Origin of the sequence: Flavobacterium sp. ASW18X (assembly GCF_005144745.1) — a bacterium.
In the GTDB taxonomy this organism is placed as follows: Bacteria; Bacteroidota; Bacteroidia; order Flavobacteriales; family Flavobacteriaceae; genus Croceivirga.
Map to the genome: position 1 here is coordinate 108,876 of NZ_SWKK01000004.1, position 23,097 is coordinate 131,972.

Here is a 23,097-nt window from a genome sequence, read left to right on the forward strand (position 1 = left end):
TATAAGTTTTGGGAAATTTCTGGGGGGAAGCTTAAGGAGTCTTATTCATCAAATACTGTTGTAGATAATTCTTTAGAAGAGTCGTCATTCAACGCTCGTAATAAACCTTTCTCGTCTTTTAAAACAACAGGGCTTTTCTTTTGCGGAAAGCTTACAGCAATTTGACTTAAGCTTTTACTGCTATTTCTGTTGGTGGTTACATGAGCCATACCAGTGTTGGCATCAAACTTAATTGCAATATCATCTTTGCTGCTGTTAACGGTATTACCTAGATTTCTGGAACTACCTAGTTTGTTACCATTTACCTGCACAGCAAACAAATCCATACCACCATAGCCTTTTCTACCGTTAGAAGCAAAGTAAAGTGTGTTATCTGCACCATAAGTAGGATTCATATCATCCTTTTTAGAATTTACTTTTGGGCCTAAGTTCATAGCTTGTCCTAAAGAACCGTCTGCTTTAATGTTTGCTACGTATATGTCATACTTTCCATAGCTGCCTGGCATATTAGAGGCAAAAAACAATTGAGAACCATCTTTAGATACTGTAGGGTGCTTAGCAGAAAAATGCTTTGGTGTTACCGCTAACTTTCTAAAGTTAGACCACTTTCCATTCTTATTTTCTGCACGGTACAATTCGTATACAATTTCTTTTTTAGAGAAAACTCCATATTCTGGTTTTTGCTCGGATTCTTTGCTGAAAAATGCGAATCTACCATCAGGAGATAATGCCACCTCTTCTAAATTATTTGCAATTTTAGTAGAAGCTACCTTATAATCACCCTCTACCGCTGCTAACCAATCTTTGTTAGCTTTTTTTGTAACGCTCTTACCGTTTGTTTTAGACTGTGCAAAAGCCAATCTTTCTTGGTATTTTTCTTTATCGCTAAGCGCCACATTGCTAGCTAACAATTTCTCGTACCAAAAAGCTGCGTTTTCATAGTTTTCTACGATAAAGTTAACGTTACCTAAGTCTTGGAAAATTTCGGTTTCTGAGTAACCCATTTCCATCAACTCTAAATAGTCGTCAATGTTTTTAGTCATTGTGGCCTTGTCCATTTCTTGCGCATTTACAGCGACGTTGGCTGCCATGATGGCTAAGCAGGTAAGTAAGCCGTTTTTAAGTTTGTTTTTCATAACATTTAGATTTAGAACTATTGAACAATACAAAGGTCAGTAAAGATTTGACCTGTTTACTTATGAAAAATTCATAGGTTTTGCACTTTAAACGACAAAAAAGTGCATTTCAACGAAGATTATTGTGCATTTCGTCGTAGGATTAAGTGTTTTAATCTATCGATGAATGGTTTTTTTACTTTTAGATGCATCATTTAAATTGCTTGAAAAGCACCTTTTATGAAAGAAAATTAAAAAAGGACCTACTATACATATACTATTTTATAAGATATAGGTATGCTTAACCCATTACTAGAACAAATACGGATGTGCACTTTGTGCCAAGAAAAATTACCATTAGGACCACGACCTATTATTAGTGCGCAACCTAATAGTAAATTGCTTATAATTGGCCAAGCACTAGGCAGTGTAGTGCATAAAACTGGTATACCTTGGGATGATAAAAGTGGAGAAAACTTGCGTCATTGGATGGGGATTTCAGCAAACGATTTTTACAACGAAGAAATAACAGCCTTAGTTCCGATGGGATTTTGTTATCCAGGAAAAGGAATATCTGGAGATTTGCCACCACATCCAGAATGTGCTGAAACTTGGCATTCTAGGGTTTTACAGCAATTGCCAAGCGTTAGTCTTACCTTATTAATAGGTAACTATGCACAAAATTATTATTTAAGAGCAACAAAAAAATCCACCTTAACCAAGACCGTGAAGGCGCATAACGAATATTTGCCTAGTTACTTTGTTTTGCCACATCCATCACCTAGAAATGCTATTTGGCAAGCTAAAAACCCTTGGTTTAAAACAGAAGTTTTGCCCAGATTAAAAGAAGAAGTAGCTAAAGCGTTAGCAGAAATCAATTAGAATTCACTGGTTTTAGAGGAGTCGGCCACTAAATCTTGGAGTGTACTTAATTCTTCTGTGGTTAGGTTTCGCCATTTACCTAAAGGAGTGTCTAGATGAATATTCATAATACGTTTACGTTCTAATCGGGTTACTTTATTCCCCAGGTATTCGCACATTCGTCTTATCTGTCTATTAAGACCTTGGGTGAGAATTATTTTAAAACGATACTCATCTAGCTGTTCTACGTAGCATTTTTTAGTGACTGTATCTAGAATAGGGACACCGTTTCCCATTTTCTGTATAAATTTTTGGTTGATGCGCTGTTTTACGGTAACAATGTATTCCTTCTCATGATTGTTCTTGGCGCGTAGTATCTTGTTTACAATATCACCATCATTAGTCAATAAAATAAGACCTTGGCTGTCCTTATCTAAACGGCCAATAGGAAAAATACGTTCCTTATAATTTATAAAGTCTACAATATTGTTCTTCTCCCTTTTAGTATCTGTAGTACAAACAATACCTCGAGGCTTATTAAAAGCCAAATACACATAGTTACTTTCTTTTTCTGCAATGAGTTTGCCATCTAACCGTACTTGGTCTTCTGGCCCAACCTTGCTGCCCATTTCTGCGGTTATACCATTAATAGTGACTCTTTTCTGGGCTACCAATTTATCGGCTTCTCTGCGAGAGCAATAACCAACTTCACTAAAGTATTTATTTATTCGTACCAAGGTGTTAAAATTTGGGAGCAAGTTACTACAAGTAGAGGAAATGCTATTTTAAAACGAATTAAACAATGGTGAGTTCAACCCCCAATTCAATTAAACGTTCTTTGGTGCGGTTATCAATACCCGAATCCGTAATAATTTGGTCTACCTCTTCTAAACCGCAAATACGACCAAATCCTTTTTTATTAAACTTAGAAGAGTCTGCAAGCACAATAATTTTCTGTGCAGCTTTTATCATTTCTTTATTTAAAGAGGCCTCCATAGCACTGGTGGTTGTTAATCCAAAATCAAGATCAATACCGTCTACACCAACAAATAATTTGGTAAAAGTAAATTCAGAAAGCATTTTTTCTGCAATAGGGCCCACTACAGAAGAAGCACTAGATCGCACGCTGCCACCTAATTGCATAACTTCTATTTCTTTAAGTTCCGCTAAAATTATAGAAGCATTTAAAGAAGCAGATAATACGGTTAAGCCGTTGAGAGGGGGAATATGTCTTGCGAACTCAATTACAGAAGTACCAGAGGCTAATATAATACTGTCATTAGGTTCTAAAATGGCAGCGGCAGTCGCTGCTATTTTACTTTTTTCTTTACTGTATAGTTTTTCTTTAATGGTAACATGATGTTCAGTAATATATGGGTTTGCAGGAATTGCCTTGCCATGCGAACGAAACAAAAGATTTCGTTCTTCTAATACTTTTAAATCCTTACGAATGGTCACCAGAGAAACATTGAACTCCTCACTTAGCTCGTTTACCTTAACATAGCCGTTGGTCTCTAATTTGTCTAAAATGCGTTTGTGTCGGTCAACAATATTAATAGACATAAGGTTTCGTTTTGAGCAAAGATAGCCATAACTGCTTCAAAACGCTACTATTTAATATTTCGATTCAGTAAAAACGAAATATAACGAAGTTTTTTTATGCTTTTTTTTAATTTATAACCATAAAAGGTAGTAATGGGGTAATACATGTAAAGCGAAGGACAAAAATTTATCGTTTTGATCTAGACTTGCAAATCAAAATAACAAAAAATAAGTTTTGAATTGTTTCGTTTTTGTATAATTTTATGTCGAATTAATATTTCGAAATAAAAAATAGCACATCATGAATAGGGATGAGATGATTTCCAAAATAACAGAAACCAAAAAAATATATGATTTTGTGGTCATTGGTGGTGGGGCAACAGGTATAGGTATTGCTTTAGAAGCTGCGGCAAGAGGCTATGCTGTAGTGTTGTTAGAAAAATCTGATTTTGCCAAATCTACCTCTAGTAAAAGCACAAAATTAGTACATGGTGGTGTGCGTTATTTGGCACAGGGGAATGTAGGTTTGGTAAGAGAAGCGGTGATAGAGAGAGGGCTGTTGGCAAAGAATGCACCACACCTAGTAAAAGACCAAAGTTTTGTAATACCAACACATGGTTTGTTTGATGAAATAAAATATACTGTTGGACTAACCTTGTACGATTGGCTTGCGGGTTCCTTAAGCTTAGGTAAGTCTAAAAGAATCAACAAAAAGAAAACCCTTAAACGTATTTCTACAATTAAACCTGATAAAATTTCTGCGGGAGTGGTGTATCATGATGGACAGTTTGATGATACCCGATTGGCTATTAATTCGCTACAAACTGCAGTTAAACAGGGAGCTTTAGCGCTGAATTATGCTGGAGTTACTTCGGTTTTAAAAAATGATAATGGAAAAATTTGTGGTGTAACTTTTGTAGATGAAGAAACTGGGATAACACATCAACTTAACGCGAAACAAGTAGTGAATGCCACTGGCGTATTTGCAGACCATGTCTTAAAAATGGATTCGCCCAATGCTCAAAAAACTATTGCACCTAGCCAAGGGGTACACGTAGTTTTAGACCAATCTTTTCTTCCTGGAACAGATGCTATTATGATTCCTAAAACAGATGACGGTCGTGTGTTATTTTTAGTACCGTGGCACAACAAGGTGGTTGTTGGTACCACAGATACCCCGGTGGAACAAGAATCTTTGGAACCTGTGGCTTTAGAAGAAGAAATTGATTTTATTTTACGCACAGCTACACGATATTTAACAAAAGCCCCCAAGCGTAACGATGTATTGAGTGTATTCGCAGGATTGCGCCCCTTAGCGGCTTCTAATGAAAAAGGAAAGAAAACGAAAGAAATCTCTAGAAGTCATAAAATTTTCACCACAAATTCAGGGTTATTAACCATGGTTGGTGGTAAATGGACTACCTACCGTAAAATGGGGGAAGACCTAGTAGACCAAGCAGAGAAAAATCAAGGTTGGCCAAAAACCCAAACCCAAACCAAGGATTTAAAAATACATGGTTACCAAGCTAATGTGGATTTGCACAATCCATTGTACTTTTATGGTAGTGACCAAGAGCTTTTGTTGCATCTAGCAAAGCAAAATACTTGGGAGGGCAGTATAAGTACTGCTTTAGGTGTAATAGAGGCGCAAGTGGTATGGGCGGTTCGTTTTGAAATGGCTAGGACGGTAGAAGACTTTTTAGCAAGGCGTACACGATGTCAATTATTAGATGCTAAAGAAAGTCTAGAAATGGCTCCTAAAGTTGCAGAAATTATGGCAAAAGAACTAGGAAAAGACCTAGAATGGCAACAACAACAATTAGCGGATTATAAAGCCGTAACTGCAAATTATATATTATAAATTTTTAAGTTTTAACCTTTACCCACAGCGGGTTAAAACCACTTAAACTGAAAAATAAATGAAAACTAAACTAATTTTAGCCCTAGATCAAGGGACTACCTCTTCCAGAGCCATTTTGTTTAATCATGATGGTGAAATTGTTCGTGTATCTCAAAAGCCTTTTGAACAAATATTTCCAAAACCAGGATGGGTGGAGCACGACCCAAACGAGATTTGGTCCTCTCAAATATCTGTGGCAGCAGAGGTGATTGCAAAACAGGGAATTACAGGAGAAAATATTGCGGCTATAGGAATTACTAATCAGCGAGAAACGGTAGTGGTATGGGATAGAGAAACCAGCGAGCCTATTTACAATGCTATAGTTTGGCAAGATAGAAGAACAGCAAAATACTGTGACCAGCTAAAAGAGGAAGGTCATATCGATTTAATTAAAAAGAAAACGGGCTTGGTCATAGATGCCTATTTTTCTGCTACCAAGGTTAAATGGATTTTAGATAATGTAGATGGCGCAAGAGAAAAAGCGGAGGCTGGTAAGCTTTGTTTTGGCACCGTGGATACTTGGTTGATTTGGAAACTTACTCGCGGAAAAATGTTTGTCACTGATGTTTCTAACGCTAGTAGGACCATGTTATTTAACATCCATACCCTTTCTTGGGATGATGAATTACTTACTTTGTTAGACATACCCAAAGCAATTTTACCAGAGGTAAAAGAAAGTAGTGAAGTTTATGGAACAACAGCAACTACTTTATTTTCTACTAAAATTCCGATAGCGGGTGTAGCAGGTGACCAGCAAGCTGCTTTATTTGGACAAATGTGTACCAAACCTGGTATGTTAAAGAATACGTACGGTACGGGTTGTTTTCTACTCATGAATACGGGAGATAAGGCTGTATATTCTAAGAATAATTTGTTAACCACCGTAGCATGGAAAATTAATGGTAAAACCACTTATGCGCTAGAAGGCAGCGTATTTGTAGGTGGTGCTGCCGTACAGTGGTTAAGAGACGGAGCAAAAATGGTAAAAACTGCCCCAGGGATAAATCATTTAGCAGAAACTGTAGAAGATAATGGTGGGGTGTACTTTGTACCAGCATTAACTGGTTTAGGTGCGCCATATTGGGACCAATATGCTAGAGGCGCGATGATGGGGATTACTAGAGGTACAACAGATGCTCATATTGCTAGAGCAACGGTAGAGGGTATTGCTTTTCAAGTATATGATATTGCAAAAGCGATGGAAGCAGACGCTGGAGCAAAAAGCATAGAGCTTCGTGTAGATGGTGGGGCTAGTGCAAGTAATCTATTGTTACAAATACAATCCGATTTATTCGATTTTAAAATCATCAGACCCAAAACATTAGAAACCACTGCAATGGGAGCGGCATATTTAGCTGGACTAGCAGTAGGATATTGGGAAAATATAGAGGAAATACAGCAGCAATGGAGTATTGATAAAGAGTTTTATCCAGAAGCACCTAAAGAAAAGATTGCAAATATGCTACATTACTGGCATAAAGCGGTGAAGTGCGCACAAAACTGGATAGAAGAATAAACCAACCCTTTTAAATAGTAAATTATGTCAATACTTGTTGCAGAACTGTTAGGTACCATGCTACTCATTCTCTTGGGTAATGGGGTGGTAGCCAATGTGGTTTTAAAAGATACAAAAGGGAATAATGCAGGTTGGATGGTCATTACTACGGCTTGGGCGTTAGCAGTATTTGTTGGAGTAGTGGTAGCTGGGCCATATAGTGGAGCGCATTTAAATCCTGCTGTGACCATAGCCTTAGCTGTCGCTGGTAAGTTAGCGTGGGGATTGGTTCCAGAATACCTTGCGGGCGAATTGTTAGGTGCCATGCTTGGTGCTTTTTTGGTTTGGGTGTTCTACAGGGACCATTTTAAGGTAACCGAAGACGAAGGAGGAGTGCTGGCCTGTTTTAGTACAGGCCCTGCTATAAGGAATCCATTTTCTAATTTGTTGAGTGAGGTTATTGGAACATTCGTACTGGTATTTGTAATTTTTTATTTAGCAGGTCCAGAGCTAGATATTGTAAGTACGGTAGATACCAAAGCTGTGATGGGACTTGGTTCCATAGGAGCAGTGCCAGTGGCATTTTTAGTATGGGTAATTGGCCTTGCATTGGGTGGTACTACAGGCTATGCTATTAATCCTGCGCGAGATTTAGGCCCAAGAATTGTACACACCTTATTACCCTTAAAAGGTACTAGTGATTGGGGATACGCCTGGATACCCATTGTAGGGCCCATTCTAGGCTGCGTAATTGCAGCATTAGTTTATATGGCGCTAAGTTAACATAACAGGGGTTTTCCTTTAATCGGATTTTAGTAGTTTTACACCTAACAGTATTATTATTGAAGATTTTTGTAGAAAATAGGTAGCTATGCATAAACAAAATACCCCTATTTATTTAGGTGTAATCGTTCCTTTAACTAGTCCAGGTTGGGCGGAGGCAGGAAAACAAGTACTTGCGGGTATAGAGCTCGGAGTTTCAGAAATAAATAGTAGCGGTGGTATTAGTGGAAAGCCTATAAAATTATTAGTAAGAGACAGTGCGGCGGACCCCAAAAAAGCCTCCAAGTTTGTAGAAGAATTGGTTGGTTTAGAGGTAAAGGCAATCCTTGGCGAATACCATAGTGTTGTTGCAAAGCATATAGCGGTTAAGGCAGATGAGCTAAACGTTCCTTTTTTATGTACGTCTGCCGTTATAGATAATTTAATTGATAAACCTTCTACATACATTGCAAGACTACCTCTGGTACAATCCAAAGGGTGGGAGGTTTATTCAAGATTTTTGATGGATGAGGGCCATACAAATATAGCAGTAGCAATTGCACCAAGCGTGTATTGGGAATCTGGAGTAACTATTCTTAAAAAAGCGTTTAGTCAGCAAAACGGTTCTGTAATAGCGTTTAATATCCAAGATTATACACCATTAGAATTATGTGATGTTGTTGCAGCCAATAGCGCCACAGCATTGCTGCTTTTAACAGGATATCCAGAACCTGCAACAGCTATTGTAAAAGCTTTACGAGAAGATAATAGATTGCAAAATTTGAGGATAGGAGCCCCCGCTGGACAACCAGAATTCAATGGCTGGACCAATACTCTTGGCACAATAGGTAGTTCAATTCCGTTTTTGCGGTATATGCCCAAGGAAGCTAATTCACAAATGGAATATGTTCTAAAAGAAATACGTGAAAAGGGTAAAGAAGAACCTTCATTTGTAGCTTTAGAAGGTTATGATGCCATACAGTTGATAGCAGAAATAATGAACCAATTTGGAACAAACCGAGAGCATATTGCAAACGCTTGGACTAAAGTAAGTATGCAAGGTACTCGTGGTGCCATTAATCTATCTCAAAATGCAAAAGATATGTTTGCACAATGGAAAGAAGCTCCTGTACAGGTTGTAGAAAGAGATAAAGAAGATTTAAGCTGTTTTAGAGTATTATTTTAATTGTAGTCATCTCCATTTACTACAACCGATACTCCAGAATTTAGAATCTTAAAAGGTTTAGAGAAAGAATCTTTGTTTGTGGAAGATTTGGTAGTTTTATACAAAAGAGATATCCGCTTTATTACGGATATTTTAGTGTTGTATTGCATTTTGACTACGAAAAATGGAAAACTCAAAACATTGTGAAATTTGCGACCATCAATCATTCAATTTTAAAGATGGGATTATCTGTGGCTTGATAGAAAGAAAAGCGGAATTCAATAATAAATGTCCAGATATTAAACTGGACAAAAATCTTAAGGAAAAGATTATTGAAATAAACACGGAATTTCAAGATTCCAAATATGTCAAAAAACTAGCTATTGGAAACCTAATCTTTTATGGGATTATCGGGTTGATTGTCCTAGGATTTTGTAATTACCTGACAACAAAATTATTTGGACTTGGTGTCTTCCATACGGGTTCAATTGTCATTTTTGTAATTGGAATAATGATACTTGGAATTGGAATTGGAGCTATGAATTATTCAAGGCAAAAACGTGAAATAATATTTCCAAAAAAACAAACATTGGACAAATTAGCGGGAATTTATAACATCCGCTATGAATTCGACTCTCAGATATCGACCGATATAATGGGAATTAAAGAAACGAAAATCACCTTGCGCCTAAATGGAGAAAAAATCGAAAGAATTAACCGATATTAAAAACGCAATACAACACGGTGTATAATTAATTGCGGGCGGATTTCTTAAACGGAATCCTTTGAAATCAATTATCTTTATTCACAGGCGGACATTTTCCGTTGGAAAAGTCCGCAACCAATCATACACGAACCGTTACCTGCAAGCTTGAAAAACCGGATTGTCCTGAAATAGGTTGACTAAAAAAGTTATCCTATTTAGTAATCTATGAAAGAATCAAAAATACCACCTTGTCAAAAAAAAGGAAGTATGAAAAAGTGGGTTTTGAACACAAACTTTTCATCATTGACCAAATTCATAATGGACAAATTTCTATTACTTCTGTTAAGCAATAAGATGGTATCTCCATTAGTTCTATTTCATCGTCTTAAATACTCTACATAAATGGAATAAATAGCTGTATAAATTTTTACTCAATAGATTCTGTTATACTATAGTAGCTAAACCATAGATTGTATTATTGCAGCACTTTTGATAAGAAAATAAAGTTTGTTAAAACTTTTAGTAGCAACCAATGTGGAGAAAAATTAAAAACATGGTAACATTTTGCACTGCTTGTACACCTATAGTAGACGTTAATTCTAAACCTAAAATTTACAGATGAAAATAAAAGAGCTTAAAAAAAGGCCAAGCATTGACCAAAATAAAAACTTGACTAATACTTATTCTCAATTTGATAAACTTTTGATTGAATTGAAAAAAAAGGAACTGCCAGAAGAAATTGTAAAGTTTGTTAATGATGGAATTGAACAAATAAACGCAGTTTCGGAATCAAACAAAGAACTAAGAATACAAATAAAAAAGAGTCAGTCAAGTATTCTTAAGTTGATTGAGAAGAAACTTAAGCTAGTGACTAAAAATCATTATAAAAATACTTGGTTAGCATTAGGGATGGTTGCATTTGGTATCCCTTTAGGAGTTGCTTTTGGGACAATCCTTGGGAGTATGGCTTTTTTAGCAGCAGGATTACCCATCGGATTGGCTATGGGTATCGCAGTCGGTCAAGGGATGGATAAGAAAGCATTTGAAGAAGGAAGACAATTGAATTTAGAAATAAAACACTAAGCAAAACAAAATTAAGATTGAATGGCAGGTCCCGATAAAAACCTAAAGTTTCCACTTAAAAATTATGAAAGGCTTTGTTTCTTAAAAAATATTGTAAAGAATCCTAACATAATCGTTGGAGATTACACTTATTATGATGATTTTGAAAACGTTGAGAATTTTGAAAAAAATGTAAAATATCACTTTGATTTTGTTGGTGACAAATTAATAATTGGAAAATTCTGTATGATTGCTTCTGATGTTAAATTTATAATGAACGGAGCAAATCACTTAACTGACTCATTATCAACTTATCCTTTTGCGATTTTTGGGAATGGCTGGGAAAATGCAATGGATGAAAAGAGCTATCCCCAAAAAGGAAATATTAATATTGGTAATGATGTTTGGATAGGTTACAATGCAACAATTATGGCAGGAGTAACAATTGGCGACGGAGCAATAATTGCTGCAAATTCCACAGTAATTAAAGATGTTGAACCTTATTCAATTGTTGGAGGAAACCCAGCTAAAGAAATTAAAAAAAGATTTTCAAGCGAAATAATCGGAAAATTATTAGAGCTGAAATGGTGGAATTGGGATATTGAAAAAATAACTCAAAACGTACAACATTTAACAGATAATAAAGTTAAAAATATAATTGAGTAACAACCAAAGCACAACATACAAACCAACAAACATATCCCCAAACCAAGATGAGATTAAGCAAGCTAGTATACCTATTGCTGATAACTGTTCTGCTCAATAGCGTTAAAACTCAAGCCCAAAAAGTATGGACAGGCAATTTATTGACCCAAGACTTAAAAGATTTTGCCGCTGGCCACTATACAGAAGTTAAAGGAACTATTACTATTCAGGATTTTGATGGAGTAGATTTAAGACCCTTAGAAGGACTACAAAGATGTTCGGGGAATATTGTTATTAGCAAAAACCAAAAATTAGAATCCTTAAAAGGTTTAGGTAATTTACAAGAAGTTGGAGGCAAAATTGTGATTGAAAAAAATCCAGAATTGTACAAATTTTGCTCACTTACCAAACAGTTATTGGAACATGGAATTAAGGGAGAAGAAATTAGTAAAGGTATTATGGATAAGATAGATATAAACCGGAACGGCTATAATCCTGAACTCATTAATTTACTCAATAAGGATTGTTCCTATGAGAGGTTTCGAGACTTTTGTTTCTCTTGCTAAACCTACACCAATTGACAACTAAAATTATACAACTAGTACTATTACTAACGTTTATAGTGAACGTAAATACGCAAACTTCTAAAGTTTGGGAAGGAGATGTAACACCTAAAGATTTAGACACTTTTTTAGAGGGCGGGTACACTGCAATTAAAGGCGACCTTAAAATTGGTAAAACAAAGCTTACCCAATTGGCGCAGCTCAAATCGCTAAAAGTGGTTAACGGCAATGTATCTATAGGTATTCAGGATTATACCGAAGATGTAGATGATGGTAATGAGGGGTTGCAATCCTTAGCAGGTCTGGAGAATTTAACAGAAATTACCGGTAAGCTTTTTATTAGTGGTAATGATGCATTAGAAAACATAGACGCCTTAAAAAACTTAAAAAAGGTACACTGGCTCAATATTTCTAACAATGCCAAGATTATAACCTTAAAAGGTCTCAGTAATCTTTCGGGAGAATTGTTAGGAGGGTTAGAAATCTATAAGAATAAAAGATTAGAAAGTCTATCCTCACTATCTGGCATTACAGGAGTGGGTCGTGTTCTATCTGTACATTCATTGTTATCTATAAAAAGTTTAGAAGGATTACATAATGTAGAAACTATAAAAGAGGGGGATATAAGTGTAAGTAGTAATGCAAACCTTAAAGATTTAAAAGGGTTAAGAAAACTGAAAATTGTAGAGGAGTCTGTATACATACAAAGCAATCCCTTACTAGAGAATTTAGAAGGTCTAGAAAAATTAACAGAAGTTGGTGAGTATCTAAATATTAAGCAAAACCACAACCTTAAAAATTTAGAAGGATTATCTTCTTTAAAAAGTATAGGAGGAGGCTTTTATGTTACTAAGAATGATAATTTAACTGCTTTAAATGGAATTAAAAAACTGAGTACTCTACAGGGAAATTTAAAAATAACAGAGAATCCACTACTAACAGATATTAGTGCCATTAATAGTTTAAAAGGGACCGTAAAAGGAATTTATATTGGCAGAAACCCTTCTTTAAGAGAAATTAATGGGTTAAACAATATAGTAGGCGTTGCAGAGAATGTACAAATCTATAAAAATCACTTGGAAAGAATTACAGGTTTTAACGGGTTAAAAACTATAGGAGAGGGGCTTAGTCTTGTATTTAATCACATCAAAGATTTTAATGCCTTTGAAAACCTTACAAGTGTTGAAGATTTGGGAATTGGGACCAATTTAGAGGTTGTTGATTTAACAAACACATTTAAAAATTTACGGTTTGTTAAAGACGGTTTTTTTCTGAGGAGTGAAGAAACGTTAAAACATTTTAGTGGACCCAATGCTATTGCAGAAATAGGGAAAATAGTTGTAACAGATAATGAGAAGCTAGAGTCATTGTCTGGGTTTAATGGTCTTAAAACGGTTAGAGAAAATATAGATATTAAAAAGAATAAACGATTAAACAACGTACAGGGATTCAATAGTTTAGTGACCTTAACGGGCACTTTTAATATTGTAGAAAATCCAGTGCTAAAAAGTATACAAGGGTTTAAAAACATAGACTTTATTTCTTACCTCTACGTACATGAAAATAGCGAATTAGTAGACCTTAGTGGTTTCAGTAATTTAAAAAGCGCAGATGAAATCTTTTTAAGACGAAACTATGCCCTAGAAGATTTAACAGGCTTTAGAAGTTTAGAGAAAGTGTATAAGGATTTAGACCTTAGTTATTTATCGGAATTAAAATCGTTAAATGGGCTGCAGAAGCTGATGTTTATTGGTAATCAATTAGATTTTACTGATAATAAGAAATTAATAGATTATACAGCTTTGCAAATTCCTTTTTTAGAAACGATAACTAATAAAAACCTATGGTTTTCTCGTAATGGTTATAGTCCCTACAAAACAAGAATGCTAATACATGATAGGTTAGACACGCGTATTATTCCTGAAGAATACCTGAAATTAAATAGTAGGTGGGAGCTATCTCTCCTTAGAAATGAGATTTTTGCTAGAAGAGGTTTTGATTTTGGGAGTTCAGAGTTAACAGAATTTTTTTCAAACATGGGGTGGTACCAACCTGTAGAAGGCGTGGAAATTGTTTTAAATGATATTGAAGAAGAAAATGTGCGACTCATAAAAATGTACGAACAAGAACGTATAGAGGCGGCTACCAAAGCAATACAAGGTTTAAAAAATAAATACCAAAACAGTATAGATTTTTCTAGTGATTATGAGAAGTACTATGCCATTTTAAGAAAGTTTATAAACGCTATAGCGGTTAAGAGCGTCGCAAAATCTAACAAACTCACCTATTCTAGAACAGCAAATCTTGATAGAAATTTGCTACTGGAAAATGGTGCAGAAGATGTTAGCCAAGCGGAATTAGATAAGATTTCAATTGATTTTAATCACGAAGAAGAAACCACAACCATCAGTATTGAAGATAATCGTATTGAAGAAGATGAATACGATAGTTGGTTGGTAAAAGAGCTTATTAATTTTAAATTTAAGGTAAAAGATGGCTCTACCGTAAATTTTTTACAAGCTACAGGGGAGTATCTGTAACAAATGGTTTTAAGTACTTTCCGTTTCGTTTAATTTTGAGCTTATAAAAATGGCTTTATTACAAGTTTAGACAGCTAGGGTAGGGGTTCTTTGCCAACCTACCAGAGTCGTCTGCTTAATGGGGTAGTTTTGCTTATTTCTCGGGTGATTCTAATTGCGTTTAGGTGTTGTTTTATTTTAAACATGAAAAAAATAACGCACACAAAAACCAATTTTATTTGTCTATAATTTATTAGTTTTATACAAAAGAGTTATTCGTTATTACGGACATCCGCAAATAATAGTATAATTTACGTCAAATGACAGGTATTAATTATTATTCTTTATATTGAGGAACATTCAAACATTTTTTATTTTTATAGGACCAACAGCATGAAAATACGCTTGTTGGAAAATGATAATGATGCTGCAATCTTTTTTATTAGTACAACTATCCTGCACGAGTATGTTCATTATGGTGATTACAGTAATGGATTTGATTATCCCGGTGAAGAAGGTCGGAAATTTGAAATTTCTGTATATGGCGAAAATGTTCATACTGATAGAGCAAGAATAGTGTTAAACAGAATAAATTAAAAGCATATGTGGAATTTTAAAGCTATTTTTTTTATATACTTGACACTATTCCTTTTATGCTGTAAAAGAAATACATCTAATTTTTCCGATTCCATTTTACAGCCTGCTCCCTTAGATATTGTAAAAAAATGTTTTACCAAACAGGATAAAGAAAATATTTTGGAATCAATAATGGGTACTGAAGAATTTCAGATGTTCTTGCATCCTGAAATCGATGGTCGTTTACCAATTTTGTTAGTTAAAAGTGAGTTTATATCTACTGATTTAGAACTTTTTTCTAATGGACAAAAGGTAGAATATGTAGACTCATTAAATCTACCAAATGGTAGACAACACAGAATTAAACTATTAGAGATGGATTGCGAAAAAAACATTATAAAATATTCTATTTTTTATCCCATTGAAGGAGCAATCATTTCTGGTTCAGTTAAAAAAAAAGAAAATATTTGGGTTCCATTTAATACATCATGGGGCGAGAAAAATTAAATACAAACCACAACAAAGAACTTAGGTATAAACGCATTAACGGCAAGAGTAATTAGCCCAGCCCGCTTTGCTCTATGAACCAAAACCCAACTAAACAGTAAATTAAGTTTCTAAATATTGCTATTGCGCTTATACTAACCGTTGAAAGTTCATAAAAAGGATTGGTTCTGAAATTACTGAGTAGTATAGTTAAGCGTAGAAAGTCTACTTAATTAGATTGTAGGAATCTAAAATTCTATTTAAAGGACAATTAATAAACAGGTTTTAAAAAAATGAAGCCAGATACTAATATCGTTTTGCAGATAAGGGACAAAAAACTTTATTGTATATCAGAAATTTGTGAAAAATCAATTTTATATTTTTCGTTAGACAGCAATCAATCTTAAAAATTTTATCGTCTAGCAAAATCTTATGGCCGCAACAACTGTCAACTATACTATCATCTAAAAAATAAAAACCCTGTAAATCATCAGATTACAGGGTTTTTTGCGGAGAAAGAGGGATTCGAACCCCCGGAGGTGTGACCCTCAACAGTTTTCAAGACTGCCGCATTCGACCACTCTGCCATTTCTCCTAAGCGGGTGCAAATATAAGAACCTTTTTTAAATCTGTAAAAACATTCTTAACAAATTTTATTAGAAGGTATATTTCTTTTGTTCTCCATACTTTTGTAATCACTTTAAAACACATAGGCATGCCAGGATTTGAAATGATAGCTGAAGAAGAAAAAAAGCACGTAAACCAAGTATTAGATTCTACCGTTTTTATGCGTTACGGTTTTGATGGTATGCGCAATGGGCATTGGAAAGCTAAAGAACTGGAGCAGGCATTAGCGTCTAGAATGCAGGTAAACGAGGTACATTGTGTAAGTAGCGGTACCGCAGCCTTAACCGTTGCCTTAGCGAGCGCAGGTATTGGTGCAGGAGATGAGGTCATTATGCCCACATTTACTTTTGTAGCAAGTTTTGAATCTATCTTAGCCTTAGGCGCAGTTCCTATTTTAGTAGATGTTGACGATACCTTAACATTAGAATCATCGGCGGTAGAAAAAGCAATAACACCAAACACTAAAGCTATAATGCCGGTGCATATGTGTGGTTCTATGGCAGATTTAGATGTATTAAAAGCAATTTGTGCCAAGCATAGCTTACTATTAATAGAAGACGCTTGCCAAGCCATTGGGGGAAGCTATAAAGGCCAACCCTTGGGTAGTATTGGTGATCTAGGTTGCTTGTCTTTTGATTATGTAAAAACGATAACGTGTGGCGAAGGTGGTGCTGTGTTAACTAATAACAAAACCTACTACCAGAATGCCCATAAATATTCTGACCATGGACATGACCATATAGGGAATGATAGGGGAGCAGAGGCTCATCCATTTCTTGGATACAACTATCGTATTTCTGAGCTACATGCAGCTGTAGGCTGTGCGCAAATAGAAAAGTTAGATGGCTTTATAGCATTACAAAAAAGAAACTATACTATTTTAAAGGAGAAATTAAAGGCTGTGCCCGGTATCACTTTTAGGCGGGTGCCAGAAGGCGGTGAAGAAAACTTTTCTTTCTTAAATTTTTACATGCCAACTATAGAAAAGGCAAGATTAGCACATAAAGCACTTAAGGACGGGGGTGTAGATGCTTGTTTTTATTGGTTTGATAATAATTGGCACTATTACCGTAAATGGGAGCACTTAACTCATAAAACAGCGCTAGGGAAATTACCAAAAGAAGTATTACAACAGCTACCAGACTACAGCAAAGCAGACTTTTCTGCCTCTGACGCTTGGGTAGGACGCAATATATCTTGTTTAATTAAATTAAGCTGGTCTGCGGAAGAAATGGAAGCACGCGCTACAAAAATGGCAACCCTACTGGCTACTATTTAATTAGTAGCCAACGTATTCCACAATTTCTAATCCATAACCCACAATACCAACACGCTTGGTATGTTCAGAATTAGAAAGTAGTTTAATTTTTGTTAGGTTAAGGTCGTGCAGAATCTGTGCGCCAACGCCAAAGTCTTTATTATCCATTTCTATTTTTGGAGCTTTAAATTCGCCTTGACCCTGTAACTCTTTTACTTGCGCTAAACGCGCTAAAAGATTCATGCTTTTAGGTTCTTGGTTTATGAATACAAAAGCGCCCTTTTCTTCCTTATTTATCGCTTTAAACATGTCTTTTAACTTGTCTTCAGGATTATTGGTTAGGGTGCCTAAAATGTCATTATTTACCAAGGTACTATTGATACGTGTTAATACACTTTCACCTTTTTTCCAATTTCCTTTGGTAAGAGCAATGTGTATTTGGTCATTAGTAGTCTGTTTATAGGCACGTAGACGGAACGCTCCAAAACGAGTGGTGATATTAAAATCTTCCTTTTTCTCAATCAAACTATCATGTTCCATACGGTAAGCCACCAAATCTTCTATGGAGACTATTTTGAGGTCGAATTTCTTAGCTACTTCCATCAATTGCGGTAACCGAGCCATGGTACCGTCTTCATTCATTATTTCTACTATTACTCCAGCCGGTTTTAGACCTGCTAAGCGCGCAAAATCAATAGCAGCTTCTGTATGCCCTGTTCTTCTTAATACGCCCCCTTCTTTAGCAATCAATGGAAAAATATGTCCAGGCCTTCCTAAATCGTGTGGGCGTGTATCTTCGTCCACTAGAGAAAGAACGGTTTTAGCTCTATCTCCAGCAGAAATTCCGGTAGTTACCCCATGGCCTCTTAAATCTACAGAAACGGTAAAAGCAGTTTCTAAGGGGTCTGTATTGTTGGTTACCATGCGGTGTAACCCTAATTGGTTGCATCGGCTTTCTGTTAGTGGAGCACAAATTAAGCCTTTACCGTGGGTGGCCATAAAATTGATGGTTTCTGGCGTAATAAGCTCAGCAGCTGCAAGAAAATCACCTTCATTCTCTCTGTTTTCATCATCAACTACAATAATTACCTTCCCTTTTCTAATATCTGCAATTGCTTCTTCTATGGTATTTAAAGTAAATTTCTTTTCCATGCTATTATGCAGCCTCTTGGCTTTTTTTCTTTTTGAATAGTTTAGTTACTTGTTGAATCCAGTTTCCGTCTCCCATTAGACCACGGTCTGCAGTAGCCCTTCTAGTTAAATAAACCCCTAAGGGTAACATGATGATGGTAGATAACCATGCGCCTAAGATTGGATTGATACCGCCTTGTTTAGCAGAATTCTCTGCAAAAACTCCAATAAAATAATAGGTTAGAAATAAGATGATTGCAATAACCATGGGTAATCCCAATCCACCTTTACGAATTATAGCACCCAAGGGAGCACCAACAAAGAATAATATTATACATGATAGTGCCAGTGCGAATTTTTTGTGTAGCGATAAAATGTGGCGATTATACACCTCATACCGTTTACCCAGTTCTTCTTTTTTAGAATTGACGGTATTCATAACGTTCTTTACAGAATTTTTGGCATTATTATAAATTTGTGTTTGCTGCCAGTCCTTGTAAAGCATTGGAATATCATCTGTGTCTATGATACTGTCTAAAGGTTTTAGTTTCGGCTTTCCTTTTAAAGAATCTTTTGGGTTAACTGGGAAAGCGCCCATCCGAGCATATATGTTATGAGAAAAAGCTGTAACCTGTTTTAAATTTACTCCTTTTAGCGAATCGATATCCTTAGTTAAACGTACTACGTTTTTCATTTTATCTGTCATGATATCTGATTCTTCCTCAATATCTTGACTATTTAATGCGGATACGTCTATGTTTTTAATGTAAGTATCAAAATAAGCCTTAGCAAAGGGTTGTTGCCGTTTTTCTTTGGCGGCTTTAGGTTGCATTTCTTCGTAGTAATACCCATCTTTAAGTACAAGAGAAATAATGTCTGAACCTTCACTGCTAACCAGTTCACCTTCTTTGGCTTTGATTACCGTGGTATTTACGTTGCTTTTAGATTTTTGGTGGATGATAACGTCGTGAAGGTATTGGTCTTTGTCACCAGATTTTTTAGCAACCTTCATATTCATATTGGTGCCTTCTACATCACTAAACACTCCTTCTACTATTACAGCAGCCGGTTTTACCTTGGCAATATTTCTACGCATGTTAAAAATCTTCTGTTCAGAAGCAGGTATTACATTATTGGCCAAAAAGAACGCTCCAATCCCAAGAATACTTACAAATACAATTAAACTTCGCATTGCTTTTTGTAAAGAAACACCAGAAGCTTTCATAGCAGCGAACTCATAGTTTTCTGCGAACGTACCAAAAGTTAATATACTAGCTAGTAGTACTGTAAGTGGTAATACTTTGTCTATAAGTGTAGGCATGTAGTACAACAAGAATTTACCAATGATGGCTAAATCTAAATCTTTCCCTGCCAAGTCATCTATAAATAGCCATACGGTTTGGAAGATGAAGATAATCATCAGAATTGCGAACGAACTGAAGAAGTTGTATAGGAATCGCGATAATATATATCGGTCAATGATAGGTAGCACCTGGTCTTTCTTGTTATCTAGTTATAAAAACCAAAAGAGGTGCCTTAGCCAAGGACCTCTTTATGGAAATGTGTTTTATTTAATTCAGGCTATTAGTTTTTAATAATGTAATACCCTTCATCCTCATACTTGGCTTGGTCAAAGGTAAACAAGCTTTTTGATAAAGGTTGATTCGTTTTAAAAGAATTAACTGTGATGGTAGTTTTAGTACCGTTTTTACCCGTTTCTATAACCTTATAAATATGTTTGGTTTCTGCATCTATACCTAAAAGAATAGATTTAATGTCAGAATAGGTGTCTATAGGGGTAAGTTTTACATATTGTATTTTTCTGCCTTGTACATTTTGTAAAATGTCCCACTTATAATTGTGACCTTCTCTGTAAAAAGTTAGCATTTTAGAAGGGGTTATCGTGTCTTCTTCCTCGGATTTATCATCAATAGTAACCTCTTCATTATCAGGAACAATAGTGTACACTTTAGCACCATCAAACAACTGGGTTGCACCAAATAAATTTACACGGTACTTTTCGCCTTGCATGGTGGCATTACCTTTAGTTTCACTCTTTGTATTGGCTTCTGTGTTTTCTAAAGCATACTTAAAAGCAACTTCAATATTATCGTAAGACTTTACTTTGTTGTAGACATCATCTAACAACGCTTTTGCTTTTGGTGAATTCTGGGCAAAAGTGGTTGCACTTAGTGCGATAAATAAGATAAATGGTAATACTTTTTTCATCGATTTTGTATTCGTTTTATGTATTCGATTCATTTTCTAATAATTGGTCTAAAGCTACCATGTCTGGTACCAGAACCTGTCTAGCTTTACTACCTTCAAAAGGACCTACAATTCCCGCAGCTTCTAATTGATCTATTATTCTACCTGCACGGTTATAGCCTAATTTAAGTTTACGTTGAATAAGAGAGGCAGAACCTTGCTGTGCAATGACAATAACTTCCGCTGCTTCCCGGAACTTACTATCCCTTTCGCTTATCTCATAATCAATTCCCGTGCCAGAGTCTTCACCTACAAATTCTGGCAGTAAATGAGCATCTGGGAAAGCCCGTTGAGACCCAATAAATTCGGTTATTTTACTTACTTCTGGTGTGTCTACAAACGCACATTGTATACGGGTAACATCATTGCCTTGAGTATAAAGCATATCTCCACGACCAATTAATTGGTCTGCTCCTTGTGCATCTAAAATAGTTCTAGAATCTATTTTAGAGGTTACCCTAAACGCAATACGCGCAGGGAAGTTTGCTTTAATAATACCCGTAATTACGTTCACAGAAGGTCTTTGCGTGGCAATAATTAAGTGAATACCAATAGCTCTTGCCAATTGTGCCAAACGTGCAATAGGCGTTTCTACTTCTTTCCCTGCGGTCATAATTAAATCTGCGAACTCATCTATTACCAATATAATGTATGGTAGGTATTTGTGCCCTTCGTTTGGATTTAATTTACGAGCCTTAAACTTGGTGTTGTATTCTTTGAGGTTCCTTACCATGGCTGTTTTTAAAAGCTCATAGCGATTATCCATTTCTATACAAAGTGAATTTAGCGTACTAATAACTTTACTGTTATCTGTGATAATGGCTTCCTCAGAATCTGGAAGTTTGGCTAAGAAATGACGTTCAATTTTATTATACAGCGTTAACTCTACCTTTTTAGGGTCTACCAGAACAAATTTTATTTCTGCTGGATGTTTTTTATAGAGTAGGGAAGTAATAACAGCATTTAAACCAACCGATTTACCTTGACCGGTAGCACCTGCCATAAGCATGTGCGGCATTTTTGCAAGGTCTACCACAAAGGTTTCATTGCTAATGGTTTTACCAAAAGCAATGGGTAATTGCATTTCTGCTTTTTGAAATTTAGCGGAAGCAATTACCGAACGCATACTTACTATAGAAGCATTTTTATTGGGCACCTCAATACCAATAGTTCCTTTACCTGGAATGGGGGCTATAATTCTAATACCCAATGCCGCAAGTGAAAGTGCAATATCGTCTTCTAAATTTTTGATTTTAGAGATGCGAATACCTGCTTCGGGTACAATTTCATATAAAGTAACGGTAGGCCCAATAGTAGCTTTAATCTGCGCAATACCAATTTTATAGTTTTTAAGCGTAGAAACAATTTTGTTTTTGTTTTCTTCTAACTCTTCTTGATTTATAGTGATACTGGTATTGGCACCATGTTGCTCTAATAAATCCAGTGGTGGGAATTTATAATTACCAAGCTCTAAAGTAGGGTCAAACTCACCAAAATCCTTTACCAATTGTTCCGCAGTGCTACTTGTCTCTTCCTTTTCTACCGTGGCAGCCTCTACCTGTAAATTAACATCTTCTTCCTCCTCTTCGGGTTGAGCTATGGTAATGTCCATATCCGATGAGTTTGTTACTGATGTTTCTGGCGCTTCGGGTTCTAATGGAGGTATATCTTCTTTATGGGTGTAGGTGTCCAGATTAATTTCGGAATCCTCATCAGAAATGGATAGCGGTGTATCTTCTACTTTTGAAGTAACCGTATTTTTTGCCGGTTTTGGTTTCCGTTTGGGCAAATCCATCGCCTTAAAATAATTACCTATAGCTTCTGGTGAAAAATTGAATAGTTGTACCAAGATAACTATCAAAGCAAATAACAATACCAGAAATATACCAATTTTACCCACATAATCTTGGAGAAAGTCGTTCATCTCAAAACCTATCAATCCACCCAAAAGCGGATGTTCAAAAGCAAAGAAACCTAAAGCGATAGAGGTCCATATCATCCCTATTAGGCCCCAAATCCACTTACCAATTAAGTTTTTGTATTGCAATCCTAAAAAAAAGTATAGCCCGCTAATGGCCATAAGTACAGGCAACAGAAAAGATGCTAACCCAAAACCCTTGTACATAAAAAAGTGGCTTACCGCTGCTCCAAATTTATTGAGCAAGTTTTTAGCTTCTGCATTACGGTCTCTAAATTCGGTCAACAAGCTTTGGTCTGCTTGCCAGGTAAAATAAAACGAGATAAACGAGAAGAATAAGGCAATACTCAACACGATTAAGAAACACCCAAAAATAATTTTATTCTTTTTGGATAGTACAAACCGATTTGGTTTAGGGGTTGAAGATGCTTTGGATTTTCTCCGTTTTTTGGCCATAGGTTGAATAAAAGGGCAAATTTACAAAATTAGCTTAGCTGT

Annotated in this window: 20 protein-coding genes and 1 tRNA gene; 13 read left to right on the forward strand and 8 right to left on the reverse strand. The window is 35.8% G+C overall.

Annotation, left to right across the window (positions count from 1 at the left end):
- Window positions 1–41: 41 nt before the first annotated feature.
- Complete coding sequence (locus FBT53_RS03255; protein ID WP_136949740.1) at window positions 42–1,136, reverse strand: PD40 domain-containing protein; 1,095 nt, start codon at window positions 1,134–1,136, stop codon at window positions 42–44.
- Window positions 1,137–1,412: 276 nt separating this feature from the next.
- On the opposite strand from FBT53_RS03255, the gene FBT53_RS03260 reads away from it, so the two are divergent.
- Window positions 1,413–1,997 (forward strand): uracil-DNA glycosylase family protein, encoded by a 585-nt coding sequence (locus tag FBT53_RS03260; protein ID WP_136949741.1) that lies wholly within the window; start codon window positions 1,413–1,415, stop codon window positions 1,995–1,997.
- On the opposite strand, the gene rluF is transcribed toward FBT53_RS03260, so the two are convergent.
- Window positions 1,994–2,713, reverse strand: coding sequence for a 23S rRNA pseudouridine(2604) synthase RluF (gene rluF / locus FBT53_RS03265; protein WP_136949742.1), 720 nt, complete (start codon window positions 2,711–2,713; stop codon window positions 1,994–1,996). The two genes, FBT53_RS03260 and rluF, sit on opposite strands and share 4 nt — an antisense overlap.
- Before the next feature lie 58 nt (window positions 2,714–2,771).
- Window positions 2,772–3,539, reverse strand: coding sequence for a DeoR/GlpR family DNA-binding transcription regulator (locus tag FBT53_RS03270; RefSeq protein WP_136949743.1), 768 nt, complete (start codon window positions 3,537–3,539; stop codon window positions 2,772–2,774).
- Between the two features lie 280 nt (window positions 3,540–3,819).
- Here FBT53_RS03270 and FBT53_RS03275 point away from each other — a divergent pair, with 280 nt between their 5' ends.
- From FBT53_RS03275 to FBT53_RS03325, 11 genes are all read left to right on the forward strand, one after another.
- Window positions 3,820–5,379 (forward strand): glycerol-3-phosphate dehydrogenase/oxidase, encoded by a 1,560-nt coding sequence (locus tag FBT53_RS03275; RefSeq protein WP_136949744.1) that lies wholly within the window; start codon window positions 3,820–3,822, stop codon window positions 5,377–5,379.
- Window positions 5,380–5,437: 58 nt separating this feature from the next.
- Complete coding sequence (gene glpK / locus FBT53_RS03280; RefSeq protein WP_136949745.1) at window positions 5,438–6,934, forward strand: glycerol kinase GlpK; 1,497 nt, start codon at window positions 5,438–5,440, stop codon at window positions 6,932–6,934.
- A gap of 24 nt (window positions 6,935–6,958) precedes the next feature.
- The gene (locus FBT53_RS03285; RefSeq protein WP_136949746.1) at window positions 6,959–7,696 is read left to right on the forward strand and encodes an MIP/aquaporin family protein; all 738 of its coding nucleotides are present in this window, start codon (window positions 6,959–6,961) and stop codon (window positions 7,694–7,696) included.
- Window positions 7,697–7,784: 88 nt separating this feature from the next.
- The gene (locus tag FBT53_RS03290) at window positions 7,785–8,861 is read left to right on the forward strand and encodes an ABC transporter substrate-binding protein (protein WP_136949747.1); all 1,077 of its coding nucleotides are present in this window, start codon (window positions 7,785–7,787) and stop codon (window positions 8,859–8,861) included.
- Between the two features lie 163 nt (window positions 8,862–9,024).
- Window positions 9,025–9,567: a hypothetical protein gene (locus FBT53_RS03295; protein ID WP_136949748.1), complete on the forward strand. Its 543-nt coding sequence runs from the start codon at window positions 9,025–9,027 to the stop codon at window positions 9,565–9,567.
- Window positions 9,568–10,164: 597 nt separating this feature from the next.
- The gene (locus FBT53_RS03300) at window positions 10,165–10,629 is read left to right on the forward strand and encodes an MFS transporter (protein WP_136949749.1); all 465 of its coding nucleotides are present in this window, start codon (window positions 10,165–10,167) and stop codon (window positions 10,627–10,629) included.
- 21 nt (window positions 10,630–10,650) lie between these two features.
- Window positions 10,651–11,274, forward strand: a complete 624-nt coding sequence (locus FBT53_RS03305) for a CatB-related O-acetyltransferase (RefSeq protein WP_136949750.1) — start codon at window positions 10,651–10,653, stop codon at window positions 11,272–11,274.
- Window positions 11,275–11,321: 47 nt separating this feature from the next.
- Window positions 11,322–11,819, forward strand: coding sequence for a hypothetical protein (locus FBT53_RS03310; protein WP_136949751.1), 498 nt, complete (start codon window positions 11,322–11,324; stop codon window positions 11,817–11,819).
- 11 nt (window positions 11,820–11,830) lie between these two features.
- Window positions 11,831–14,356, forward strand: a complete 2,526-nt coding sequence (locus tag FBT53_RS03315) for a YARHG domain-containing protein (RefSeq protein ID WP_169630307.1) — start codon at window positions 11,831–11,833, stop codon at window positions 14,354–14,356.
- 372 nt (window positions 14,357–14,728) lie between these two features.
- The gene (locus FBT53_RS03320; protein WP_136949753.1) at window positions 14,729–14,932 is read left to right on the forward strand and encodes a hypothetical protein; all 204 of its coding nucleotides are present in this window, start codon (window positions 14,729–14,731) and stop codon (window positions 14,930–14,932) included.
- Between the two features lie 6 nt (window positions 14,933–14,938).
- Window positions 14,939–15,418, forward strand: a complete 480-nt coding sequence (locus FBT53_RS03325; RefSeq protein WP_136949754.1) for a hypothetical protein — start codon at window positions 14,939–14,941, stop codon at window positions 15,416–15,418.
- Between the two features lie 489 nt (window positions 15,419–15,907).
- On the opposite strand, the gene FBT53_RS03330 is transcribed toward FBT53_RS03325, so the two are convergent.
- A tRNA-Ser gene (locus FBT53_RS03330) sits at window positions 15,908–15,992 on the reverse strand.
- 120 nt (window positions 15,993–16,112) lie between these two features.
- Between FBT53_RS03330 and FBT53_RS03335 the strand changes: the two genes are divergently transcribed.
- Window positions 16,113–17,303 (forward strand): DegT/DnrJ/EryC1/StrS aminotransferase family protein, encoded by a 1,191-nt coding sequence (locus tag FBT53_RS03335; protein ID WP_136949755.1) that lies wholly within the window; start codon window positions 16,113–16,115, stop codon window positions 17,301–17,303.
- Here FBT53_RS03335 and ribB read toward each other — a convergent pair whose 3' ends face one another.
- The 4 genes from ribB to FBT53_RS03355 form a co-directional block, all read right to left on the reverse strand.
- Window positions 17,304–18,434, reverse strand: coding sequence for a 3,4-dihydroxy-2-butanone-4-phosphate synthase (gene ribB / locus FBT53_RS03340; RefSeq protein WP_136949756.1), 1,131 nt, complete (start codon window positions 18,432–18,434; stop codon window positions 17,304–17,306).
- Between the two features lie 4 nt (window positions 18,435–18,438).
- Window positions 18,439–19,881 carry an LptF/LptG family permease gene (locus tag FBT53_RS03345; protein ID WP_136950125.1) on the reverse strand — a complete coding sequence of 481 codons (1,443 nt, stop codon included), beginning with the start codon at window positions 19,879–19,881 and terminating at the stop codon, window positions 18,439–18,441.
- 116 nt (window positions 19,882–19,997) lie between these two features.
- On the reverse strand, window positions 19,998–20,642 hold the full coding sequence (locus tag FBT53_RS03350; protein WP_136949757.1) for an outer membrane lipoprotein carrier protein LolA: 645 nt from the start codon (window positions 20,640–20,642) through the stop codon (window positions 19,998–20,000).
- Window positions 20,643–20,658: 16 nt separating this feature from the next.
- A complete protein-coding gene (locus FBT53_RS03355) occupies window positions 20,659–23,055 on the reverse strand; it encodes a DNA translocase FtsK (RefSeq protein ID WP_136949758.1) in 2,397 nt (798 codons plus the stop codon).
- Between the last annotated feature and the right edge of the window lie 42 nt (window positions 23,056–23,097).

Excerpts from the sequence above, each read along its gene's own strand:
- FBT53_RS03255 (WP_136949740.1), bottom strand. The coding sequence starts at position 1,136 with ATGAAAAACAAACTTAAAAACGGCTTACTTACCTGCTTAGCCATCATG.
- FBT53_RS03260 (WP_136949741.1), top strand. The coding sequence starts at position 1,413 with ATGCTTAACCCATTACTAGAACAAATACGGATGTGCACTTTGTGCCAA.
- FBT53_RS03270 (WP_136949743.1), bottom strand. The coding sequence starts at position 3,539 with ATGTCTATTAATATTGTTGACCGACACAAACGCATTTTAGACAAATTA.
- FBT53_RS03275 (WP_136949744.1), top strand. The coding sequence starts at position 3,820 with ATGAATAGGGATGAGATGATTTCCAAAATAACAGAAACCAAAAAAATA.
- glpK (WP_136949745.1), top strand. The coding sequence starts at position 5,438 with ATGAAAACTAAACTAATTTTAGCCCTAGATCAAGGGACTACCTCTTCC.
- FBT53_RS03285 (WP_136949746.1), top strand. The coding sequence starts at position 6,959 with ATGTCAATACTTGTTGCAGAACTGTTAGGTACCATGCTACTCATTCTC.
- FBT53_RS03290 (WP_136949747.1), top strand. The coding sequence starts at position 7,785 with ATGCATAAACAAAATACCCCTATTTATTTAGGTGTAATCGTTCCTTTA.
- FBT53_RS03295 (WP_136949748.1), top strand. The coding sequence starts at position 9,025 with ATGGAAAACTCAAAACATTGTGAAATTTGCGACCATCAATCATTCAAT.
- FBT53_RS03300 (WP_136949749.1), top strand. The coding sequence starts at position 10,165 with ATGAAAATAAAAGAGCTTAAAAAAAGGCCAAGCATTGACCAAAATAAA.
- FBT53_RS03305 (WP_136949750.1), top strand. The coding sequence starts at position 10,651 with ATGGCAGGTCCCGATAAAAACCTAAAGTTTCCACTTAAAAATTATGAA.
- FBT53_RS03310 (WP_136949751.1), top strand. The coding sequence starts at position 11,322 with ATGAGATTAAGCAAGCTAGTATACCTATTGCTGATAACTGTTCTGCTC.
- FBT53_RS03320 (WP_136949753.1), top strand. The coding sequence starts at position 14,729 with ATGAAAATACGCTTGTTGGAAAATGATAATGATGCTGCAATCTTTTTT.
- FBT53_RS03325 (WP_136949754.1), top strand. The coding sequence starts at position 14,939 with ATGTGGAATTTTAAAGCTATTTTTTTTATATACTTGACACTATTCCTT.
- FBT53_RS03335 (WP_136949755.1), top strand. The coding sequence starts at position 16,113 with ATGCCAGGATTTGAAATGATAGCTGAAGAAGAAAAAAAGCACGTAAAC.
- ribB (WP_136949756.1), bottom strand. The coding sequence starts at position 18,434 with ATGGAAAAGAAATTTACTTTAAATACCATAGAAGAAGCAATTGCAGAT.
- FBT53_RS03350 (WP_136949757.1), bottom strand. The coding sequence starts at position 20,642 with ATGAAAAAAGTATTACCATTTATCTTATTTATCGCACTAAGTGCAACC.
- FBT53_RS03355 (WP_136949758.1), bottom strand. The coding sequence starts at position 23,055 with ATGGCCAAAAAACGGAGAAAATCCAAAGCATCTTCAACCCCTAAACCA.